The sequence below is a fragment of the Paraburkholderia aromaticivorans genome (assembly GCF_002278075.1).
In the GTDB taxonomy this organism is placed as follows: Bacteria; Pseudomonadota; Gammaproteobacteria; order Burkholderiales; family Burkholderiaceae; genus Paraburkholderia; species Paraburkholderia aromaticivorans.
Window position 1 is genome coordinate 1,888,350 of sequence record NZ_CP022989.1, and the last position, 17,138, is coordinate 1,905,487.

At 64.0% G+C, this 17,138-nt stretch carries 15 protein-coding genes; 10 read left to right on the plus strand and 5 right to left on the minus strand.

The window, feature by feature from the left end; genetic code table 11:
- Position 1: 1 nt before the first annotated feature.
- Positions 2–1,579, plus strand: a complete 1,578-nt coding sequence (locus CJU94_RS08685) for an efflux transporter outer membrane subunit (protein WP_095418338.1) — start codon at positions 2–4, stop codon at positions 1,577–1,579.
- A gap of 138 nt (positions 1,580–1,717) precedes the next feature.
- Here the strand turns inward: CJU94_RS08685 and CJU94_RS08690 are convergent, their stop codons facing one another.
- The gene (locus CJU94_RS08690) at positions 1,718–3,127 is read right to left on the minus strand and encodes a nucleobase:cation symporter-2 family protein (protein ID WP_095420269.1); all 1,410 of its coding nucleotides are present in this window, start codon (positions 3,125–3,127) and stop codon (positions 1,718–1,720) included.
- A 425-nt stretch (positions 3,128–3,552) separates the two neighbouring features.
- Here CJU94_RS08690 and CJU94_RS08700 point away from each other — a divergent pair, with 425 nt between their 5' ends.
- From CJU94_RS08700 to fghA, 3 genes are all read left to right on the plus strand, one after another.
- A complete protein-coding gene (locus tag CJU94_RS08700) occupies positions 3,553–5,010 on the plus strand; it encodes a xylulokinase (protein WP_095418340.1) in 1,458 nt (485 codons plus the stop codon).
- Positions 5,011–5,233: 223 nt separating this feature from the next.
- Entirely contained in the window at positions 5,234–6,340 is a 1,107-nt protein-coding gene (locus CJU94_RS08705) for an S-(hydroxymethyl)glutathione dehydrogenase/class III alcohol dehydrogenase (RefSeq protein WP_020069206.1), read from the plus strand.
- Between the two features lie 29 nt (positions 6,341–6,369).
- Complete coding sequence (gene fghA, locus CJU94_RS08710) at positions 6,370–7,221, plus strand: S-formylglutathione hydrolase (RefSeq protein WP_095420270.1); 852 nt, start codon at positions 6,370–6,372, stop codon at positions 7,219–7,221.
- Between the two features lie 57 nt (positions 7,222–7,278).
- Here the strand turns inward: fghA and CJU94_RS08715 are convergent, their stop codons facing one another.
- The 4 genes from CJU94_RS08715 to CJU94_RS08730 all read right to left on the minus strand — a co-directional run bounded on the left by CJU94_RS08715 (position 7,279) and on the right by CJU94_RS08730 (position 10,537).
- Positions 7,279–8,061 (minus strand): metal ABC transporter permease, encoded by a 783-nt coding sequence (locus CJU94_RS08715; protein ID WP_095418341.1) that lies wholly within the window; start codon positions 8,059–8,061, stop codon positions 7,279–7,281.
- Positions 8,054–9,001, minus strand: coding sequence for an ABC transporter ATP-binding protein (locus tag CJU94_RS08720; protein WP_095418342.1), 948 nt, complete (start codon positions 8,999–9,001; stop codon positions 8,054–8,056). Before CJU94_RS08720 ends, CJU94_RS08715 begins: the two co-directional genes overlap by 8 nt.
- Positions 8,998–9,972 carry a metal ABC transporter solute-binding protein gene (locus CJU94_RS08725; protein ID WP_095418343.1) on the minus strand — a complete coding sequence of 325 codons (975 nt, stop codon included), beginning with the start codon at positions 9,970–9,972 and terminating at the stop codon, positions 8,998–9,000. The genes CJU94_RS08720 and CJU94_RS08725 overlap by 4 nt, the downstream gene beginning before the upstream one ends.
- Before the next feature lie 85 nt (positions 9,973–10,057).
- Positions 10,058–10,537 (minus strand): Fur family transcriptional regulator, encoded by a 480-nt coding sequence (locus tag CJU94_RS08730; RefSeq protein WP_095418344.1) that lies wholly within the window; start codon positions 10,535–10,537, stop codon positions 10,058–10,060.
- 319 nt (positions 10,538–10,856) lie between these two features.
- Between CJU94_RS08730 and CJU94_RS08735 the strand changes: the two genes are divergently transcribed.
- The 6 genes from CJU94_RS08735 to CJU94_RS08760 all read left to right on the plus strand — a co-directional run bounded on the left by CJU94_RS08735 (position 10,857) and on the right by CJU94_RS08760 (position 16,935).
- Positions 10,857–11,639, plus strand: a complete 783-nt coding sequence (locus tag CJU94_RS08735) for an L-iditol 2-dehydrogenase (RefSeq protein WP_095418345.1) — start codon at positions 10,857–10,859, stop codon at positions 11,637–11,639.
- Positions 11,640–11,711: 72 nt separating this feature from the next.
- On the plus strand, positions 11,712–13,034 hold the full coding sequence (locus CJU94_RS08740; RefSeq protein WP_095418346.1) for an ABC transporter substrate-binding protein: 1,323 nt from the start codon (positions 11,712–11,714) through the stop codon (positions 13,032–13,034).
- Between the two features lie 165 nt (positions 13,035–13,199).
- The gene (locus CJU94_RS08745; protein ID WP_095418347.1) at positions 13,200–14,135 is read left to right on the plus strand and encodes a carbohydrate ABC transporter permease; all 936 of its coding nucleotides are present in this window, start codon (positions 13,200–13,202) and stop codon (positions 14,133–14,135) included.
- Between the two features lie 38 nt (positions 14,136–14,173).
- A complete protein-coding gene (locus CJU94_RS08750; RefSeq protein ID WP_244220951.1) occupies positions 14,174–15,007 on the plus strand; it encodes a carbohydrate ABC transporter permease in 834 nt (277 codons plus the stop codon).
- Positions 15,004–15,705, plus strand: coding sequence for an HAD family hydrolase (locus CJU94_RS08755; protein WP_095418349.1), 702 nt, complete (start codon positions 15,004–15,006; stop codon positions 15,703–15,705). Before CJU94_RS08750 ends, CJU94_RS08755 begins: the two co-directional genes overlap by 4 nt.
- A gap of 120 nt (positions 15,706–15,825) precedes the next feature.
- On the plus strand, positions 15,826–16,935 hold the full coding sequence (locus CJU94_RS08760; RefSeq protein WP_091799482.1) for an ABC transporter ATP-binding protein: 1,110 nt from the start codon (positions 15,826–15,828) through the stop codon (positions 16,933–16,935).
- Positions 16,936–17,138: the final 203 nt, after the last annotated feature.

Consider the following 17,138-nt stretch of genomic DNA (forward strand, 5'->3'; position numbering starts at 1 on the left):
GATGCAAAAACACTCTCTGATTGCAGTGGCGGTCGCGCTGTTCGCCGCGGGTTGCACGATGGCGCCGAAGTACGAGCGCCCCGCCGTGCCCACGACGAGCACCTTCCCGACCGGCGGCGTGTACGACACGCAGCCGGGCGCGACCCAACCGGGCGCGAGCCAGACGGACGCGACCCGGACGGGCAAGCAAGAGCCCGGCACGACGAATGCCGCGCGCAGCGCCAACGGCCAGGCCGCGGCGGATATCGGCTGGCGCGATTTCTTCGTCGATCCGCACATGCAGCGGTTGATCGAGATCGCGCTGAAGAACAACCGCGATCTGCGCGTGTCGGTGCTGAACATGCAGGCATCGGCGGCGCAGTTCCGGATCGTTCGCGCCGGTCTGCTGCCGACGCTCGACGCCGCGGCGTCGCAAACCAAGCAGCGCACACCGAAAGACCTGTCGGTCTTCGGCCAGACGATTTCCAATTCGTACTCGGTCGGGCTGAACGCCTCGTGGGAAATCGACTTCTTCGGGCGGATTCAGAGCCTGAAGGATCAGGCGTTGGCGCAGTACCTGGCCACGGCCCAGGCCCGCAAGGCGGCGGAAATTTCGCTGGTCTCGCAGGTGGCGAACCAGTACATGACGGTGCTCGAACTCGACGATCTGCTGAAAGTCACGGAGAACACGTTAAAGACCTCGCAGGAGTCGTATCGGATCGCCAAGCTGCAGTTCGACAACGGTACGGGTTCCGAACTGGATCTGCGTCAGTCGCAAACCGTGGTCGAGCAGGCTTCGGCCAACCTGCAGCAGCAACAGCGTCTGAGGGCTCAGGCGGATAACGCGCTCGTGCTGCTGATCGGCGAGCCGTTGCCGGCCGATCTGCCGCCGGGCATGACGCTGGACAACCAGAATCTGCTCACGGATATTCCGGCGGGTCTGCCGTCCGATCTGCTGACGCGTCGTCCGGACATCATGGAGGCCGAGGAGAACCTGCTGGCCGCCAACGCGAATATTGGCGCCGCGCGTGCCGCGTTCTTCCCGAAGGTGTCCTTGACGGGCAGCTTCGGTACGCTGAGTCCGTCGCTGGGGGGGCTGTTCAAGCCGGGTTCGGCGGCGTGGAGCTTCGCGCCGTCGATCACGCTGCCGATCTTCGAGGGCGGACAGAATCTCGCCAACCTCGATCTCGCCAACATCCAGAAGAAAGTCCAGATCGCCACGTATGAAAAGGCGATCCAGACGGCCTTCCGCGAAGTGGCGGACGGACTGGCGGCGCGCGGCACGTACGATCAGCAGATCCAGGCGCTGGAGCGCAATACTTTTGCGGAACAACGCCGGCTGGATCTGTCGAATCTGCGCTATACCAATGGCGTGGACAGTTATCTGTCGGTGCTCACCGCGCAGACGGCTCTGTATTCGGCGCAGCAGTTGCTCGTCTCCGCGCGGATGGAACGTCTGCAGAACCTCGTGACGTTGTATCAGGCGCTTGGCGGCGGTTGGGTCGAGCACAACGGTGAAGAGCCGCGTCCGGCTGACGCACCGGTCGACTACGGCGCGGCGAGCGCGCCGGTGACGGCGTCGGCGGCCACCGCAGGTTAAGAGTTATCGCTTCGGGCGCGCAGGGCGGGTTGCTGTTTCAGCGAAGCCGCCTTGCCCAGCCGGTCATAAAAAAACGCCACGGCATGCCGTGGCGTTTTTTTATCCGCGGCGCTCGCGCGGCGCCTGATTGCGCGCGGTTCAGTGCAGGTCGGCTGCGCGCAGCATCTCGTCGCGTCGCGGCTCGGTGCCGCCGCGTCCGTCGAAATCGTGTCCCGCGCTGCGAATCTCGCAACGTGCCCTCTTCTCGCTCTTCACGCCGTTGAAGATCAGGTTCAGCACGACCGCCGACACCGAAGCCAGCAGAATCCCGCTATGCAGCAGCGGCGAGAGCGCCGGCGGTAGCTTCGAGAAGAAGTGCGGCGACACCACCGGCACGAGCCCCAGGCCGATACTGACCGCGACGATGAACAGGTTGTGGTGGTTCTTCACGAAGTCGACCTTTGAGAGCACCTTGATGCCGTTCGCCGCGACCATGCCGAACATGACGATGCCCGCGCCGCCGAGCACGAACGGCGGCACCGAGGCGACCACTTGCGCCATCTTCGGGAACAGACCCAGCAGCACCAGGATCACGCCGCCCATGGCGCAGACAAAGCGGCTCTTCACGCCGGTCACGCCGATCAGGCCGACGTTCTGCGAAAACGAGGTATGCGGGAACGAGTTGAAAATGCCGCCGATCAACGTGCCCAGGCCGTCGACGCGCAGACCGCGCACCAGCGTCTTCTGATCGACCGGACGATCCACCATGTCGCCGACCGCGAGGAACATGCCGGTCGATTCGATGAAGGTGACGAACATCACGGTGACCATCGTCGCGATCGACAGCGGATCGAAGTGCGGCAGGCCGAAGTGAAACGGCATGACGAAGCCGACCCACGGTGCGTGCGTGACGCCTTCCATGTTGACGCGGCCGAGCACCAGCGCGATCACGAAGCCGGCGACAATGCCGAGCAGCACCGAGATATTGGCGAGGAAGCCCCGGGCGAACTTGTTGATCAGCAGAATCAGCATCAGCACGACCAGCGAGAGGCCGAGATAGACCGGATTGCCGTAATCGGGATTGCCCACGCCGCCGGCCGCCCAGTTGATGCCGACTTCCATCAGCGACAGACCGATCACCGAGATCACCACGCCGATCACGACCGGCGGAAAGAACCGCAGCAACTTGCCGACCGCCGGCGCGAGCAGGATCCCGACCACACCGGCCGCAATCGTCGAGCCGAAAATGTCGAGAATGCCGAGCGAAGGATTGGTGCCGATCGCGACCATCGGCCCGACGGCCGCGAAGGTGCAGCCCATGATGACCGGCAGACGAATCCCGAAGATCCATAGGCCGAGTGTCTGGATCAGCGTGGCGATGCCGCAGGAAAACAGGTCGGCGCTGATCAGGAACGCGATCTGGTCCTTCGGCAACTTGAGCGCCGCGCCGATGATCAGCGGGACCGCGACCGCGCCGGCGTACATCACCAGAACGTGCTGGATGCCGAGGGTGAGCAACTGGCCTGCGGGCAGTCGCTCGTCGCACGGGTGAACCGTGTTCGATTGCATATCGTCTGTCTCCACCATCTCGTTTTTGGGATGGCTCCAAGGTATCGGGGACGAAAAGGCGCAACAAGACCATTGGGGCCTATTCCGGCATTCCCGGTGACGATATGCGTGCGGGCCGTTTGAAAGCCAATATAAATGTGCGAACCGCCTCCATCGGCGGTCAGCCCCTTGCAGCGGCGATGCGAGGCCGCGCGTCGCACGAGCGCGGCTTGACGCGATATGTGTGAGAATCAATGAGGTGTATCTCGCACGACGCATAGTCCTGTTTTGACGCGGCTCGCCGCGCGGGTGGGTTAACCCTTAATTCGGGATTCCCGGCGCATCTGGGCGCATCTTTCGAAAGTCGCGCATCAGCGAGAAAAAATACGCTTTTTCAGGCACGCTTTCGCGTGCTCACCTCGTTCCCCATTCACACTCGATTACCCATGAGTTTTCTCGGCATCGACCTTGGCACCGGTTCTCTCAAAGTGGCGATCGTTGACGAAAACGGTCGCGAGCAGGCGGTGGCGAGCGCCGCTTATGCAATCGAAACGCCGCATGCGGGTTGGGCGGAAACTTCGGTTCAGACGTGGTGGCGCGCGCTATGCGAAGCCGCCGCGCGTTTGCCTGACGGATTGCGCCGCGATGTGCGGGCCATCGGTTTTTCCGGGCAGATGCACGGCGTCGTGCTGATCGACGCAGCGGGCGAAGCCGTGCGGCCCGCCATGCTGTGGCCCGACACGCGCGCGCTGGCCTTGCTCGGCGAGTGGCCCGAACCGCAGCCGAATCCGGTTGCGCCCGGCATGGCGGGTCCGCTGCTGCGCTGGATCGTGCTGCAGGAACCGCAGTCCGCGAGACGCACACGCTGGGCGCTGCAACCGAAAGACTGGCTGCGCGTCGCGCTGGGCGGCGCGGTGGTCACCGATCCATCCGACGCCTGCGCCACCGCGCTGGCCGATCCGGCCGGCAGGTGGGACGCAGCGCTGCTTGCGCGGCTCGAGATTCCGCATGAGTGGTTCGCGCCGCTGGCGCCGTCTTATGCCGCGGGCGGCGTGCTATCGGAGAAAGCGGCGCAGGCGCTGGGTCTGCGCGCCGGCATCGTGCTCGCGACCGGCGCAGCCGATACGCCCTGTGCTGCACTCGGCAGTGGACTCGCGCACGACGGCGACGCGTTGCTCACCACCGGCACCGGCGGACAAATCGTCGTGCTGGCCGAGCACGCGCCGGCGGCGGTCAAGGGCTTGCATCGCTATCGGGCGGCGAGCGATCACTGGTATCGGATGGCGGCGATGCAGAACGTCGGCATCGCGCTCGAACGTGTACGCGGGTGGCTGGCGTATGAATGGGCCGATGCCTATCGAGATGCATTCGGCGACGCATCAGTCGACGCAGCTGGCGCGAGCGCGGCGGCGGCCTCCGGCCTCACGTTCCTGCCGTACCTCACGGGCGAACGCACGCCCTGGCTCAACCCGATGGCGCGCGGCGGCTGGCTCGGCCTCGCGCTCGATCACACGCGCGGCACGATGATGCGCGCCGCGTTCGAAGGCGTCGCGTTTTCGCTGCGTGCCGGCCTCGACGCGATCCGCGCGAGCGGCGCGACGGTGACGACATTGAAGCTGGCGGGCGGCGGTTCCATCGACGCGCGCTGGCGCCAGTTGCTTGCCGATGCGCTGAATGTCGAACTGCATGCGGTCGATTGTCCGAACGCGGCGCCGCGCGGTGCGGCGATTCTCGGCGGCCTCGCGAGCGGGCACTGGCACGCGCGCGATCTCGCCGCGCTCGCCCCGGGCGCGACGCGTGTCGCCGGTCCGCAGGGCGACGCGGCGCTTGCCGAGCGCTACGCACGCTTTCTCGATCTCTATGGACGCGTCGAGACATGGTTCGCCGGCAAGCCGTCGCGGTGAGCGAAGCCATGTCAGGTTCAGGCAATGCCGTGACGCACTTTGCAATACCATGACGTGTTTCGCGCGCTAAGGTGTAGCTCGGCGCACGGCGCCGGGTGGTGGCGGCACCGCCCACCTCGGTGCGGCACACAGATCAACCGCAGTACCGAATCGCAGCTCGTGCGCGCCGCAACGAAGTCGGCGCGGCGCGCCTCGCATTGACAGACTCATAGGAGCATTCACGATGAAGACCAAAGCAGCAATCGCATGGAAAGCCGGCGCACCGTTGACGATCGAGGAAGTCGATCTGGAAGGTCCGCGCGCCGGTGAAGTTCTGATCGAAGTGAAGGCCACGGGCATCTGCCACACCGATTACTACACGCTCTCCGGCGCGGATCCGGAAGGCATCTTCCCGGCGATTCTCGGCCATGAAGGCGCGGGCGTGATCGTCGATACCGGTCCGGGCGTCGGCACCCTGAAAAAGGGCGACCACGTCATTCCGCTCTACACGCCGGAATGCCGGCAGTGCAAATTCTGTCTGTCGCGCAAGACCAACCTCTGTCAGGCCATTCGCTCGACGCAAGGCAAAGGCTTGATGCCGGATGCCACATCGCGCTTCTCGCTCGACGGTAAGCCTTTGTTTCACTACATGGGCACGTCCACGTTTTCGAACTACATCGTCGTGCCGGAAATCGCGGTGGCAAAGGTGCGTGAGGACGCGCCGTTCGACAAGATCTGCTACATCGGCTGCGGTGTGACGACGGGCGTGGGCGCGGTCGTGTATTCGGCGAAGGTCGAAGCGGGCGCGAACGTGGTGGTGTTCGGCCTCGGCGGGATCGGCCTGAACGTGATCCAGGGCGCGAAGATGGTCGGCGCGGACAAGATCATCGGCGTCGACATCAATCCGGGGCGCGTCGAACTCGCGAAGAAGTTCGGCATGACGCACTTCATCAACCCGAACGAAGTCGAGAACGTGGTCGATCACATCGTGCAACTCACCGATGGCGGCGCCGACTATTCGTTCGAATGCATCGGCAACACCAAGGTGATGCGTCAGGCGCTGGAGTGCACGCACAAGGGCTGGGGCCAGTCGTTCATCATCGGCGTGGCGGCGGCGGGCGAGGAGATCAGCACGCGTCCGTTCCAGCTGGTGACGGGACGCGAATGGAAAGGCTCGGCATTCGGCGGCGCACGCGGCCGCACGGATGTGCCGAAGATCGTCGACTGGTACATGGAAGGCAAGATCAATATCGACGATCTGATCACGCACCGTCTGCCGCTCGAACGCATCAACGAAGGCTTCGATCTGATGAAGAAGGGCGAGTCGATCCGCTCGGTCGTGCTGTACTAATCCAATGCGGCACAACGAGGAGCATGGCGATGCTTGAACTTCTGTCGTCGCACGCCTGTCATGGCGGCGAGCAGCGCATCTATCGACACGACTCGCAGACCATCGGCCTGCCGATGCGTTTCTCCATCTATCTGCCGCCGCAGGCCTTGCAAGCCAACGCGAATGTGCCCGCGCTGTTCTATCTCGCGGGCCTCACGTGCACGGAAGAAACCTTTCCGGTCAAAGCCGGCGCGCAGCGCTTCGCGGCGCGGCACGGCATGGCGCTCATCGCGCCCGACACCAGTCCGCGCGGCGCGGGCGTGCCGGGCGAAAGCGCGGCGTGGGACTTCGGGGTGGGCGCGGGCTTTTACGTGGACGCCACGCAGCAGCCGTGGGCGCAGCACTATCGCATGTACTCGTACGTGCGCGACGAGCTGCGCGAAACGGTGCTCGCGAATCTGCCGGTGGACGGCGCGCGGCTCGGCATCTTCGGGCATTCGATGGGTGGGCACGGCGCGTTGATGCTGGCGCTGCGCAATCCGGAGATCTATCGGTCGGTGTCGGCGTTCGCGCCGATTGCCGCGCCGACGCGCTGTCCGTGGGGCGAGAAAGCGTTCAGCGGCTATCTGGGCGAAGACCGCGAAGCGTGGAAGCAGTACGACGCGAGCGAACTGGTGGCGCGGGCATCGCGCAGGTTTTCGGCGGGGATCCTGGTCGATCAGGGTCTCGCGGACCAGTTCCTCGCGGAGCAGCTCAATCCGGACGTGTTCGAGGCCGCCTGCCAGGCCGCCGGTCAGCCGCTGACGTTGCGCCGTCACGCGGGGTATGACCACGGCTACTACTTCATCTCGACGTTCATCGAGGATCACCTCGCGCATCACGCGAACGTGTTGCTCGGCTGAAGTCTCGCGCAGTAGGAGGGCGGCGGCGTGCGGATGCGCCGCCGCCAGCGTCCTCGCTCAACGCCGTCTCAACAAACTCCCGCCGTACACCAGCGCCGACAACACGGTGATCCAGAAGCTCGTCGGCCAATCGGTATAGAACGCGAGCGTCAGACCGAGCCACGCCTGCAGCAGTGCGAACACGGCGGCGAGCACGAGGCCGGCCGACAAACGCGTCGTCATGTTTTGCGCGGCGGCGGCCGGCCCGACCATCAGCGTGAACACCAGCAGCACGCCGACGATCTGCGTGCACGCCGCCACGGCGAGCGCGGCAATCGCGAGAAACAGCACGGACACGAGGCGCAACGACACGCCCTTGGCTTCGGCCAGCTCCGGCTGCAACGATGCGAACAGCAGCGGCCGCATGATCGCCGCGAGCGCCAGCAGACTCACCACGCCCAAGGCCGCCAGCACGACGAGCGTCGACGCGTTCACGCCTAGCACGTTGCCGAACAGCAGCGCGGTGACCTGGGTCGCGTACGCGGTGAAGAAGTGCAGAAACAGCAAACCGAAGCCGAGCGACAGCGAGAGGATCACGCCGATCGCCACATCGCGTCCGGCGAGGCGTTCGCCGAGCGCGCCCATGCCAACACCCGCCGCGAGCGTGAAGCCGATCATCCCCCAGATCGGCGAGATGCCGATCAGCACGGCACCGGTCGCGCCAGTGAAGCCGACGTGCGAGAGCGCGTGGCCCGCGAAGGTCTGTCCGCGCATCACCAGAAAATACCCGACCACGCCCGCTAGCACCGCGACGATCCCCGACGCCGCGAATGCGTTCACCATGAAATCGTATTCAAACATCGTGCGTGTGTCCGTCGCTTGAGTCGTGCTGATGTGAGTGGCCGTGCGAATGGCCATGCGAATGTGAATGAGGATGCGAGTGGCTGTGGCCGCCGTTTTCGTCGTGTTCGTGCTCGTGATCGTGTTTCTCGACTTCGACGTCGCCCGACATCACGAAGATGCGGCCATTCACGCGCATCACGTCGATCGGCGAACCATAGAGGCGCGACAGCACCGGCCGGGTGATCACTTCGTCGACGGTGCCGAGCGCCGCGACGCCGCTGCCGAGATACAGCACGCGATCGATCGAGTTCAATAGCGGATTCAGTTCATGCGCCGAAAACAGCACGGCGATGCCGAGTTCCTGCTGTACGTGCCGCACCAGTTCGACCACGCTCTTCTGATGATGCGGGTCGAGACTGATCAGCGGCTCGTCGAGCAGCAGCAATTTCGGGTTGCCGAGCAGGCATTGCGCGAGCAGCAGCCGCTGACGCTCGCCGCCCGATAGCTCGGACAGCGGACGCTCGGCCAGCTTGCGCCCGCCCACCAGATCCAGCACGCGCTCGACATCGGCGCGGGTGGCGGCGTCCGCATGCGGCAAACCCCAGCGATGACCGTCGGCGGCCATCGCGACGAAATCGCGGCCGCGCACGCGGCGTCCGGCGAGCGCGCTGCGGGTCTGCGGCATGTAGCCGATCGACGCATTGCCGCGCTCCACCGGTTGCCCCAGCACGCGGATCACACCGTGGGCCGCAGGCACGAGACCGAGCACGGCGCGCATCAGCGTCGTCTTGCCCGCGCCGTTCGGCCCGAGCACGCCGATGAATTCGCCCTGGTTCACCACGAAGCCGGTGTCGCGCAGAATCGTGCGCTCGCCGAGTTCGAGCGTCACGTGTTCGAGTTCGAGCACGGGGGCGGTGGCGGGGGCGCGCGCAGGTGCGCCGCGGCCGGTCGGAGTCATTGGGTTTTTCCTTTCGCGCCTGAGGCCGCCGCATTCGCGCTGCCCGCGCCGCTCGCATCGCCCGCGGCCAGTGCCTTGCCCAGCGCGTCGAGCTGCGAGAGCATCCACGTCTGATAGGTCTTGCCGGCCGGTTCAGTCTCGGTGACGCTCATGGTCGGCACCTTCGATTGCTGCGCGAGCTTCAACATGCGTTTGGTCAGGGCCTCGGTTGCCTGGCTGTTATAGATCAGAACACGTACGCGCTTTTCGCGCAGATCGCCTTCAAACGCGGCGATATCGGCCGCGCTGGCTTCTGTGTCGTTCATGGTGGCGAGCTGGAAGCGCAGATTGCGCATCGTCAGGCCCACCGCGTCGGACATATAGCCGAACACCGGCTCGGTGGCCGTGACCGGCACGCCCGCGTAGCGGCCATGCAGCTCGGCGACCTTGGCGTCGACCGGTTTCAGCGAATCGAGAAACTTCGCGAGGTTCGCATCGTACGCCGACTTGTGCGCCGGGTCAGCCGCGACGAGCGCTTCGCTCACCGCGCGCGCCACTTTCGGCATGGTCGCCGGGTCATACCAGAGGTGCGGATTATCGCCGCTCTTCTTGCCGGTGAGGTCCGCCGCGACAATCGTGGCGCGCCGGATCCCTTTCGACGCAGCCAGCAATTTTGCCATCCACGGATCGTAGTCGGCGCCGTTGTAGACCACAAGGCTTGCGTGCTGCAACGCGCGCGCCGTCTTCGGGCTGGCTTCGAACAGATGCGGATCCTGGTCCGGATTGCTGAGGATGCTCGTCACGTCGACGCGATCTCCACCTAGTTGCTGCACCACGTCGCCGTAAAAATTCTCCGCGGCGACCACTGGAATCTTCGTATCGGCGGCCATTGCAGCCGGGCCGAACGCGAGCACTGCGGCGCTCGCGGCAAGGTACTTCGACAGCTTCAGCGCAAGCTGCGCCCCGTTCAACATCGAGCCGAATTTCTTCATTGTTCTGTCCTGCTGCGTGAGAGTTGAAAGAATCACAAACGTTGAGAAGGGCGCGCCGACGTTACGGCCGGCTCGACACACGACTTCATGCGCAAGCGCCTGCCGGCGGCGCCGCGCGGGCACACAGCGCGCACAGCCCGCTCAGTTCGACCACCTGGCGATGCACCTGGAAGCCGTGCGCCGGCGCGCTATGCGACAGCTGGTCGGCGAGATCGCCGCCGGGAATCTCGACCGTCGCGCCGCAGCGGTCGCACATCAGGAACTGGCTGCGATGCGGCACCCCGACTTCGCAACAGGCCACGAACGCGTTCTTCGATTCGATCCGGTGGACGAAGCCATGCGCGAGCAGAAAGTCCAGCGCGCGGTAGACGGTCGTGGGCGGTACACGGCCGCGCTGCGGCTCGAGCGCGTCGAGCAGTTCGTAGGCGCCGATTGGCCGCTCGCTGGCGACGATCGCCTCATACACCTGACGACGCAGCGGCGTCAGCACGAGCCCGTGCAACACGGCGTGCGCTTCGGCATGTGCGAGGCGCACGGCGTGATGTTCTGCAATCGAGGTGGCCATCGGCGAATGCTCCTGACGAAAAGGCGATCAAACGGCGGGGCTTCGAGGCGAAGCGAGGTCGCAATGATATAACGTATCTCGAAATTTTGTCAGCGGGACGAGCGCAAAGTGGATTAGCTGTCTTCGATTTCCCGTATTAGTGGGGTTCGAGGCGGCTACAACTGCGGATGTCCTGCCGCGCTGCACCATCGAAATCTGCTCGGGCGCCTTGACATGACCCGGTGCGTATCCGATCATTCGATCACAAACAGAGCAATTGTTCGCGCGACGAGCGTTCGCTCACCACGCCTCAAAAAGCGAAACGAACCGGAGACAAGCAGTGGCGGCACGATTGCAAGACAAGGTGGCCATTCTGACGGGCGCGGCAAGCGGAATTGGTGAAGCCGTGGCCCGCCGATATCTGGACGAAGGCGCGCGCTGCGTGCTGGTCGACGTGAAGGCGGCAGACAGTTTCGGCGGCGCGCTGCGCAGCGCCTACGACGAACGTGTGCTGACCGTGAGCGCCGACGTCACGCGCCGCGACGATATCGAACGAATCGTGGCGAGCACGCTGGAGCGCTTCGGCCAGGTCGACATTCTGTTCAACAACGCGGCGCTCTTCGATATGCGCCCGATCCTCGACGAATCGTGGGATGTGTTCGACCGCCTTTTCGCGGTCAACGTCAAGGGCATGTTTTTCCTGATGCAAGCCGTCGCGCGAAAGATGGTCGAGCAGGGGCACGGCGGCAAGATCATCAACATGTCGTCGCAAGCCGGCCGGCGTGGCGAGGCGCTCGTCTCGCACTACTGCGCGACCAAGGCGGCCGTGCTCAGCTATACGCAATCCGCGGCATTGGCGCTCGCGCGTCACCACATCAATGTGAACGGCATTGCGCCGGGCGTCGTCGATACGCCGATGTGGAACGAAGTCGACGCGCTGTTCGCACGCTACGAAAACCGGCCGCTCGGCGAGAAGAAACGCCTTGTCGGCGAAGCGGTGCCGCTCGGCCGCATGGGCGTGCCGGACGATCTGACCGGCGCCGCCCTGTTTCTGGCATCGGCGGACGCCGACTACATCACCGCGCAAACCTTGAACGTCGACGGCGGCAACTGGATGAGCTGAGTTCGCGCCGTTCATCGTCATTTTCGTAGAACAAACGCTGCATTACATAACGTACGAGAAAGGAGACAACACATGAAGCCAGCCCTCAAATCCACGCTAAAGGCGGTCAGCGCCGGCGCTGTCGCATGCTTTGCATTGAATGCGTCGGCGGCCACGGTGACGATCGCCACGCTGAACAATCCGGACATGATCGAGCTGAAGAAGCTCTCGCCCGAATTCGAAAAGGCGAATCCGGACATCAAGCTGAACTGGGTGATTCTCGAAGAAAACGTGCTGCGTCAGCGCGCCACGACCGACATCACGACCGGCAGCGGCCAGTTCGACGTGATGACGATCGGCGCGTACGAAACGCCGCAATGGGGCAAGCGCGGCTGGCTCACGCCGCTCACCAATCTGCCCGCTGATTACGATCTGAACGACGTCGTGAAGACGGCCCGCGACGGCCTGTCGAGCGGCGGCCAGTTGTACGCGCTGCCGTTTTACGTCGAAAGCTCGATGACGTATTACCGCAAGGACCTGTTCGCGGCCAAGGGGCTGAAGATGCCCGATCAGCCGACCTACGACCAGATCGCGCAATTCGCCGACAAGCTCACGGACAAAGCCAACGGCATTTACGGCATCTGTCTGCGCGGCAAGGCGGGCTGGGGCGAGAACATGGCCTACGGCACGACGGTGGTGAATACGTTCGGCGGCCGCTGGTTCGACGAGAAATGGAACGCGCAGCTCACCTCGCCGGAATGGAAGAAGGCGATCACCTTCTACGTCAACTTGCTGAAGAAAGACGGCCCTCCGGGAGCGAGTTCGAACGGCTTTAACGAAAACCTCACGCTGATGTCGTCCGGCAAGTGCGGAATGTGGATCGACGCGACGGTTGCGGCCGGCATGCTCTACAACAAGCAGCAATCGCAGATCGCCGACAAGGTCGGCTTTGCCGCGGCGCCGATCGCGGTCACGCCGAAGGGTTCGCACTGGCTGTGGGCCTGGGCGTTGGCGATTCCAAAGTCGTCGAAGCAGGCCGACGCCGCCAAGAAGTTCATCACGTGGGCCACGTCGAAGCAGTACATCGAACTGGTCGCGAAGGACGAAGGCTGGGCCTCGGTGCCGCCGGGAACGCGTCAATCCACGTACGCACGTCCCGAGTACAAGCAGGCCGCGCCGTTCGGCGACTTCGTGCTGAAGGCGATCGAAACGGCGGATCCAGATCATCCGACGCTCAAGCCGGTGCCGTACACCGGTGTGCAGTTCGTCGGGATTCCTGAGTTCCAGTCGTTCGGCACCGTGGTCGGTCAAAGCATCTCCGGCGCGATTGCCGGTCAGATGACGGTCGATCAGGCGCTGGCAGCCGGCAACGCCACGGCGGATCGCGCGGTGAAGCAGGCCGGCTACCAGAAGTAAGCCACTCGAGTTACGTGGCACGCGCCGGCTGACGCCCGTCAGCCGGCCCACGCAGCACAGCGGGCCGTCCCCGCCTGCGCATGCGCCGCGACATCGCAGGGTGTCGCTGCGGTTTTCATGCGGTTTCAGACGGCGGCCCGCGCATTACCGAACAGGTGGTCAATCATGCGTCCTTTGCGCCTACCTCTCATGCATGCCCATCCCCAGACAGAAAAAGAACGCGAAACTCACAAAGCCAATTCCGCCCGCTGGCTGGTCTCGCCGTCGGTCGCGGTGCTCGTTCTGTGGATGGCGATTCCGCTCGCGATGACGATCTGGTTTTCGTTCTCGCGCTACAACCTGTTGAACCCGGACCTCAAAGGCTTCGCGGGTTTCGACAACTATAAGTTTCTCGCCAGCGATCCGTCGTTCGGGCCGTCGATCGGACACACGCTCGAACTGATCATCTCGGTGCTGTTGATCACCGTGGTCGGCGGCGTGCTCATGGCGATCCTGTTCGACCGTAAGTTCTACGGCCAGGGCATCGCGCGGTTGCTCGCCATCGCGCCGTTCTTCGTAATGCCGACCGTCAGCGCGCTGATCTGGAAGAACATGATCCTGCATCCGGTGTATGGCCTGATCGCGCAGGGCATGCGCGCCATGGGCATGCAGCCGATCGACTGGTTCGCCGACTATCCGCTGTTCGCCGTGATCCTGATCGTCGCGTGGCAGTGGCTGCCGTTCGCCTTCCTGATTCTGTTCACGGCGATCCAGTCGCTCGATCAGGAGCAGAAGGAAGCGGCCCGCATCGACGGCGCGGGCCCCTTCTCGATGTTCTTCTATATCACGCTGCCTCACCTGAAACGGGCGATAGCGGTGGTGGTGATGATGGAAACGATTTTCCTGCTGTCGATCTTCGCCGAAATCTACACGACCACGGGCGGCGGTCCGGGCACCGCGACCACCAACCTGTCGTACCTGATCTATTCGCTGGGCCTGCAACAGTTCGACGTCGGTCTCGCCTCGGCGGGCGGCATTCTCGCTGTGGTGCTGGCCAATATCGTGTCGTTCTTCCTCGTGCGGATGCTCGCGAAGAACCTGAAAGGGGAGTACGAAAAATGAGCCAGGTTGCCTCTACACCGGTGTCGAACACGACGCCCATGACCGTGCCGGCCAAGTCGCCGTTCGCCGCGATTCGCCGCGGCATCCCCGGCGCAATCGCGTGGCTCGTCGCCTTGCTGTTGTTCTTTCCGATCTTCTGGATGACGATCACCGCATTCAAAACGGAGCAGCAGGCCTATTCGTCGTCGCTATTTTTCATTCCGACGTTCGATAGCTTTCGCGAGGTATTCGCGCGCAGCAATTACTTTTCGTTCGCGTTGAATTCGGTGCTGATCTCCGCGGGCGTGACGATTCTGTGCCTGATTCTCGCCGTGCCGGCTGCGTATGCGATGGCGTTCTTTCCCACCCGCCGCACGCAGAAAGTGCTGCTGTGGATGCTCTCGACCAAGATGATGCCGTCGGTCGGCGTGCTGGTGCCGATCTATCTGCTGTGGAAGAACAGCGGGCTGCTCGATACGGTGTCGGGTCTCGTGATCGTCTACACGCTGATCAATCTGCCGATTGCGGTGTGGATGTCCTTCACGTACTTCGCCGAAATTCCACGCGACATTCTCGAGGCCGGGCGGATCGACGGCGCGGCGACGTGGCAGGAAATCGTCTATCTGCTGATGCCGATGTCGCTGCCCGGGCTGGCCTCCACCGCGCTGCTGCTCGTGATCCTGTCGTGGAACGAAGCGTTCTGGAGTATCAACCTGTCGAGTTCGAACGCCGCGCCGCTGACCGTGTTCATCGCCTCGTACTCGAGTCCTGAAGGCCTGTTCTGGGCCAAGCTGTCCGCTGCTTCGCTGCTGGCGGTCGCGCCGATCCTGATTGTCGGCTGGCTGTCGCAGAAGCAACTGGTGCGCGGCCTCACGTTCGGGGCGGTCAAATGACGGCAGGCACGACGGTAGGCAATTTCGCGCTGATCTGCGATTGCGACGGCGTGCTGATCGACAGCGAAGCCGTGGCGGCGCGCATGCTGGTGCGCGAACTCGAAGCGCGCTGGCCCGGCGCCGATGTCGAACCGGTGGTGCTGCCGCTGCTCGGATTGCGCATCGAAAAAGTGCTGCAAGGCACTGCCGCGCAACTCGGCAGAAGCCTCACGCTCGACGATATCGACGCGATCCGCCGGGGGGTGGAAGCCGCGGCGATGCAGGCGCCGACGGTCGAAGGCATCGAAACCGCGCTGGCTCAAGTGCCGCTCACCAAAGGTTGCGCGAGCAACAGCTTCCGGCCGTATGTGGAAACCGTGCTGGCGCGCACGGGGCTCGTGAAGTTTTTCGGCGACCGGCTGTTTTGCGCCGATGCGGTGCCGAATCCGAAGCCCGCGCCCGATGTTTATCTGGCGGCGGCCCGGGGGCTCGGGCTCGCGCCCTCGTGGTGCCTCGTGGTGGAGGACAGCGTGACGGGCGTGACGGCGGCGAGCGCGGCGGGTATGACGGTGCTCGGTTTCATAGGCGGCGGTCATGCGAGCGATGCGCAGATCGACAAGCTCCATGCGGCGGGCGCGCGTCACGTATTCGACGACATGCAGCAGCTGCCGGAACTGGTCGCGCAATGGACGCTGAGCGTGACGGCCGCCGCGCCGTAAAACGGCATACATGGCACGGGAAAGCGCGGCACCAGCATACGAATCAACGCGGCAGCCTGGGGAAATTCAGGCAACCGAAGCAACGGACAAGCAACACATAGCATTACACGGAGACACATCATGGCAAGCGTAACTCTGCGCAACATCCGGAAGGCGTACGACGACAACGAAGTGATGCGCGACATCAACCTCGATATCGCCGACGGCGAGTTCGTCGTGTTCGTGGGCCCGAGCGGTTGCGGTAAATCAACGCTGATGCGGATGATCGCCGGCCTCGAAGATATCAGCGGCGGCGATCTGACCATCGACGGCATGCGCGTGAACGACGTGGCGCCCGCCAAGCGCGGGATCGCGATGGTGTTCCAGTCGTACGCGCTATATCCGCACATGACGCTCTACGACAACATGGCGTTCGGCCTGAAACTCGCCGGCACCAAGAAGCCGGAAATCGACGCGGCCGTTCGCAACGCGGCGAAGATCCTGCACATCGACCATCTGCTCGACCGCAAGCCGAAGCAGTTGTCCGGCGGACAGCGTCAGCGCGTGGCGATCGGCCGCGCGATCACGCGCAAGCCGAAAGTATTTCTGTTCGACGAGCCGCTGTCGAATCTCGACGCCGCGTTGCGCGTGAAAATGCGCCTCGAATTCGCGCGTCTTCATGACGAACTGAAGACCACGATGATCTACGTGACGCACGATCAGGTCGAAGCCATGACGCTGGCGGACAAGATCGTCGTGCTGTCGGCGGGCAATCTGGAACAGGTCGGCAGCCCGACCATGCTGTATCACGCGCCGGCCAACCGTTTTGTTGCGGGATTCATCGGTTCGCCGAAGATGAATTTCATGGAAGGTGTCGTGCAGTCGGTCACGCACGACGGTGTCACGGTGCGCTACGAAACCGGCGAGACACAGCGCGTCGCGGTGGAACCGGCCGCGGTCAAACAGGGCGACAAGGTGACGGTCGGCATTCGCCCCGAGCATTTGCATGTCGGCATGGCCGAGGACGGCGTTTCGGCCCGCACCATGGCGGTCGAATCGCTCGGCGACGCGGCGTATCTGTATGCAGAGTCGAGCGTTGCGCCGGACGGGCTGATCGCGCGGATTCCGCCGCTCGAGCGGCATACCAAGGGTGAGACGCAAAAACTCGGCGCGACGCCGGAGCATTGCCATTTGTTCGACAGCGCGGGGAAAGCATTCCAGCGCAAGATCGTCGAAGTGCTGGCCGCGTGAGTTTTCCAAGGGCCGCCTTCTTGCGGCCCTGACTTCCGAACGCTGCAACGACTCTATGCCGCGCCCTTCGAGCACGGCATTTTTTTCATCAGTAATGCGTGGCTGCGTTGGTCGACAGATCCATCCTGATCAATCGAGTGACGCGCAAGCGCTAACGTCCCGCCTATCCCATCTGCTCAACGCAACAGATCGCCGCATCCGGT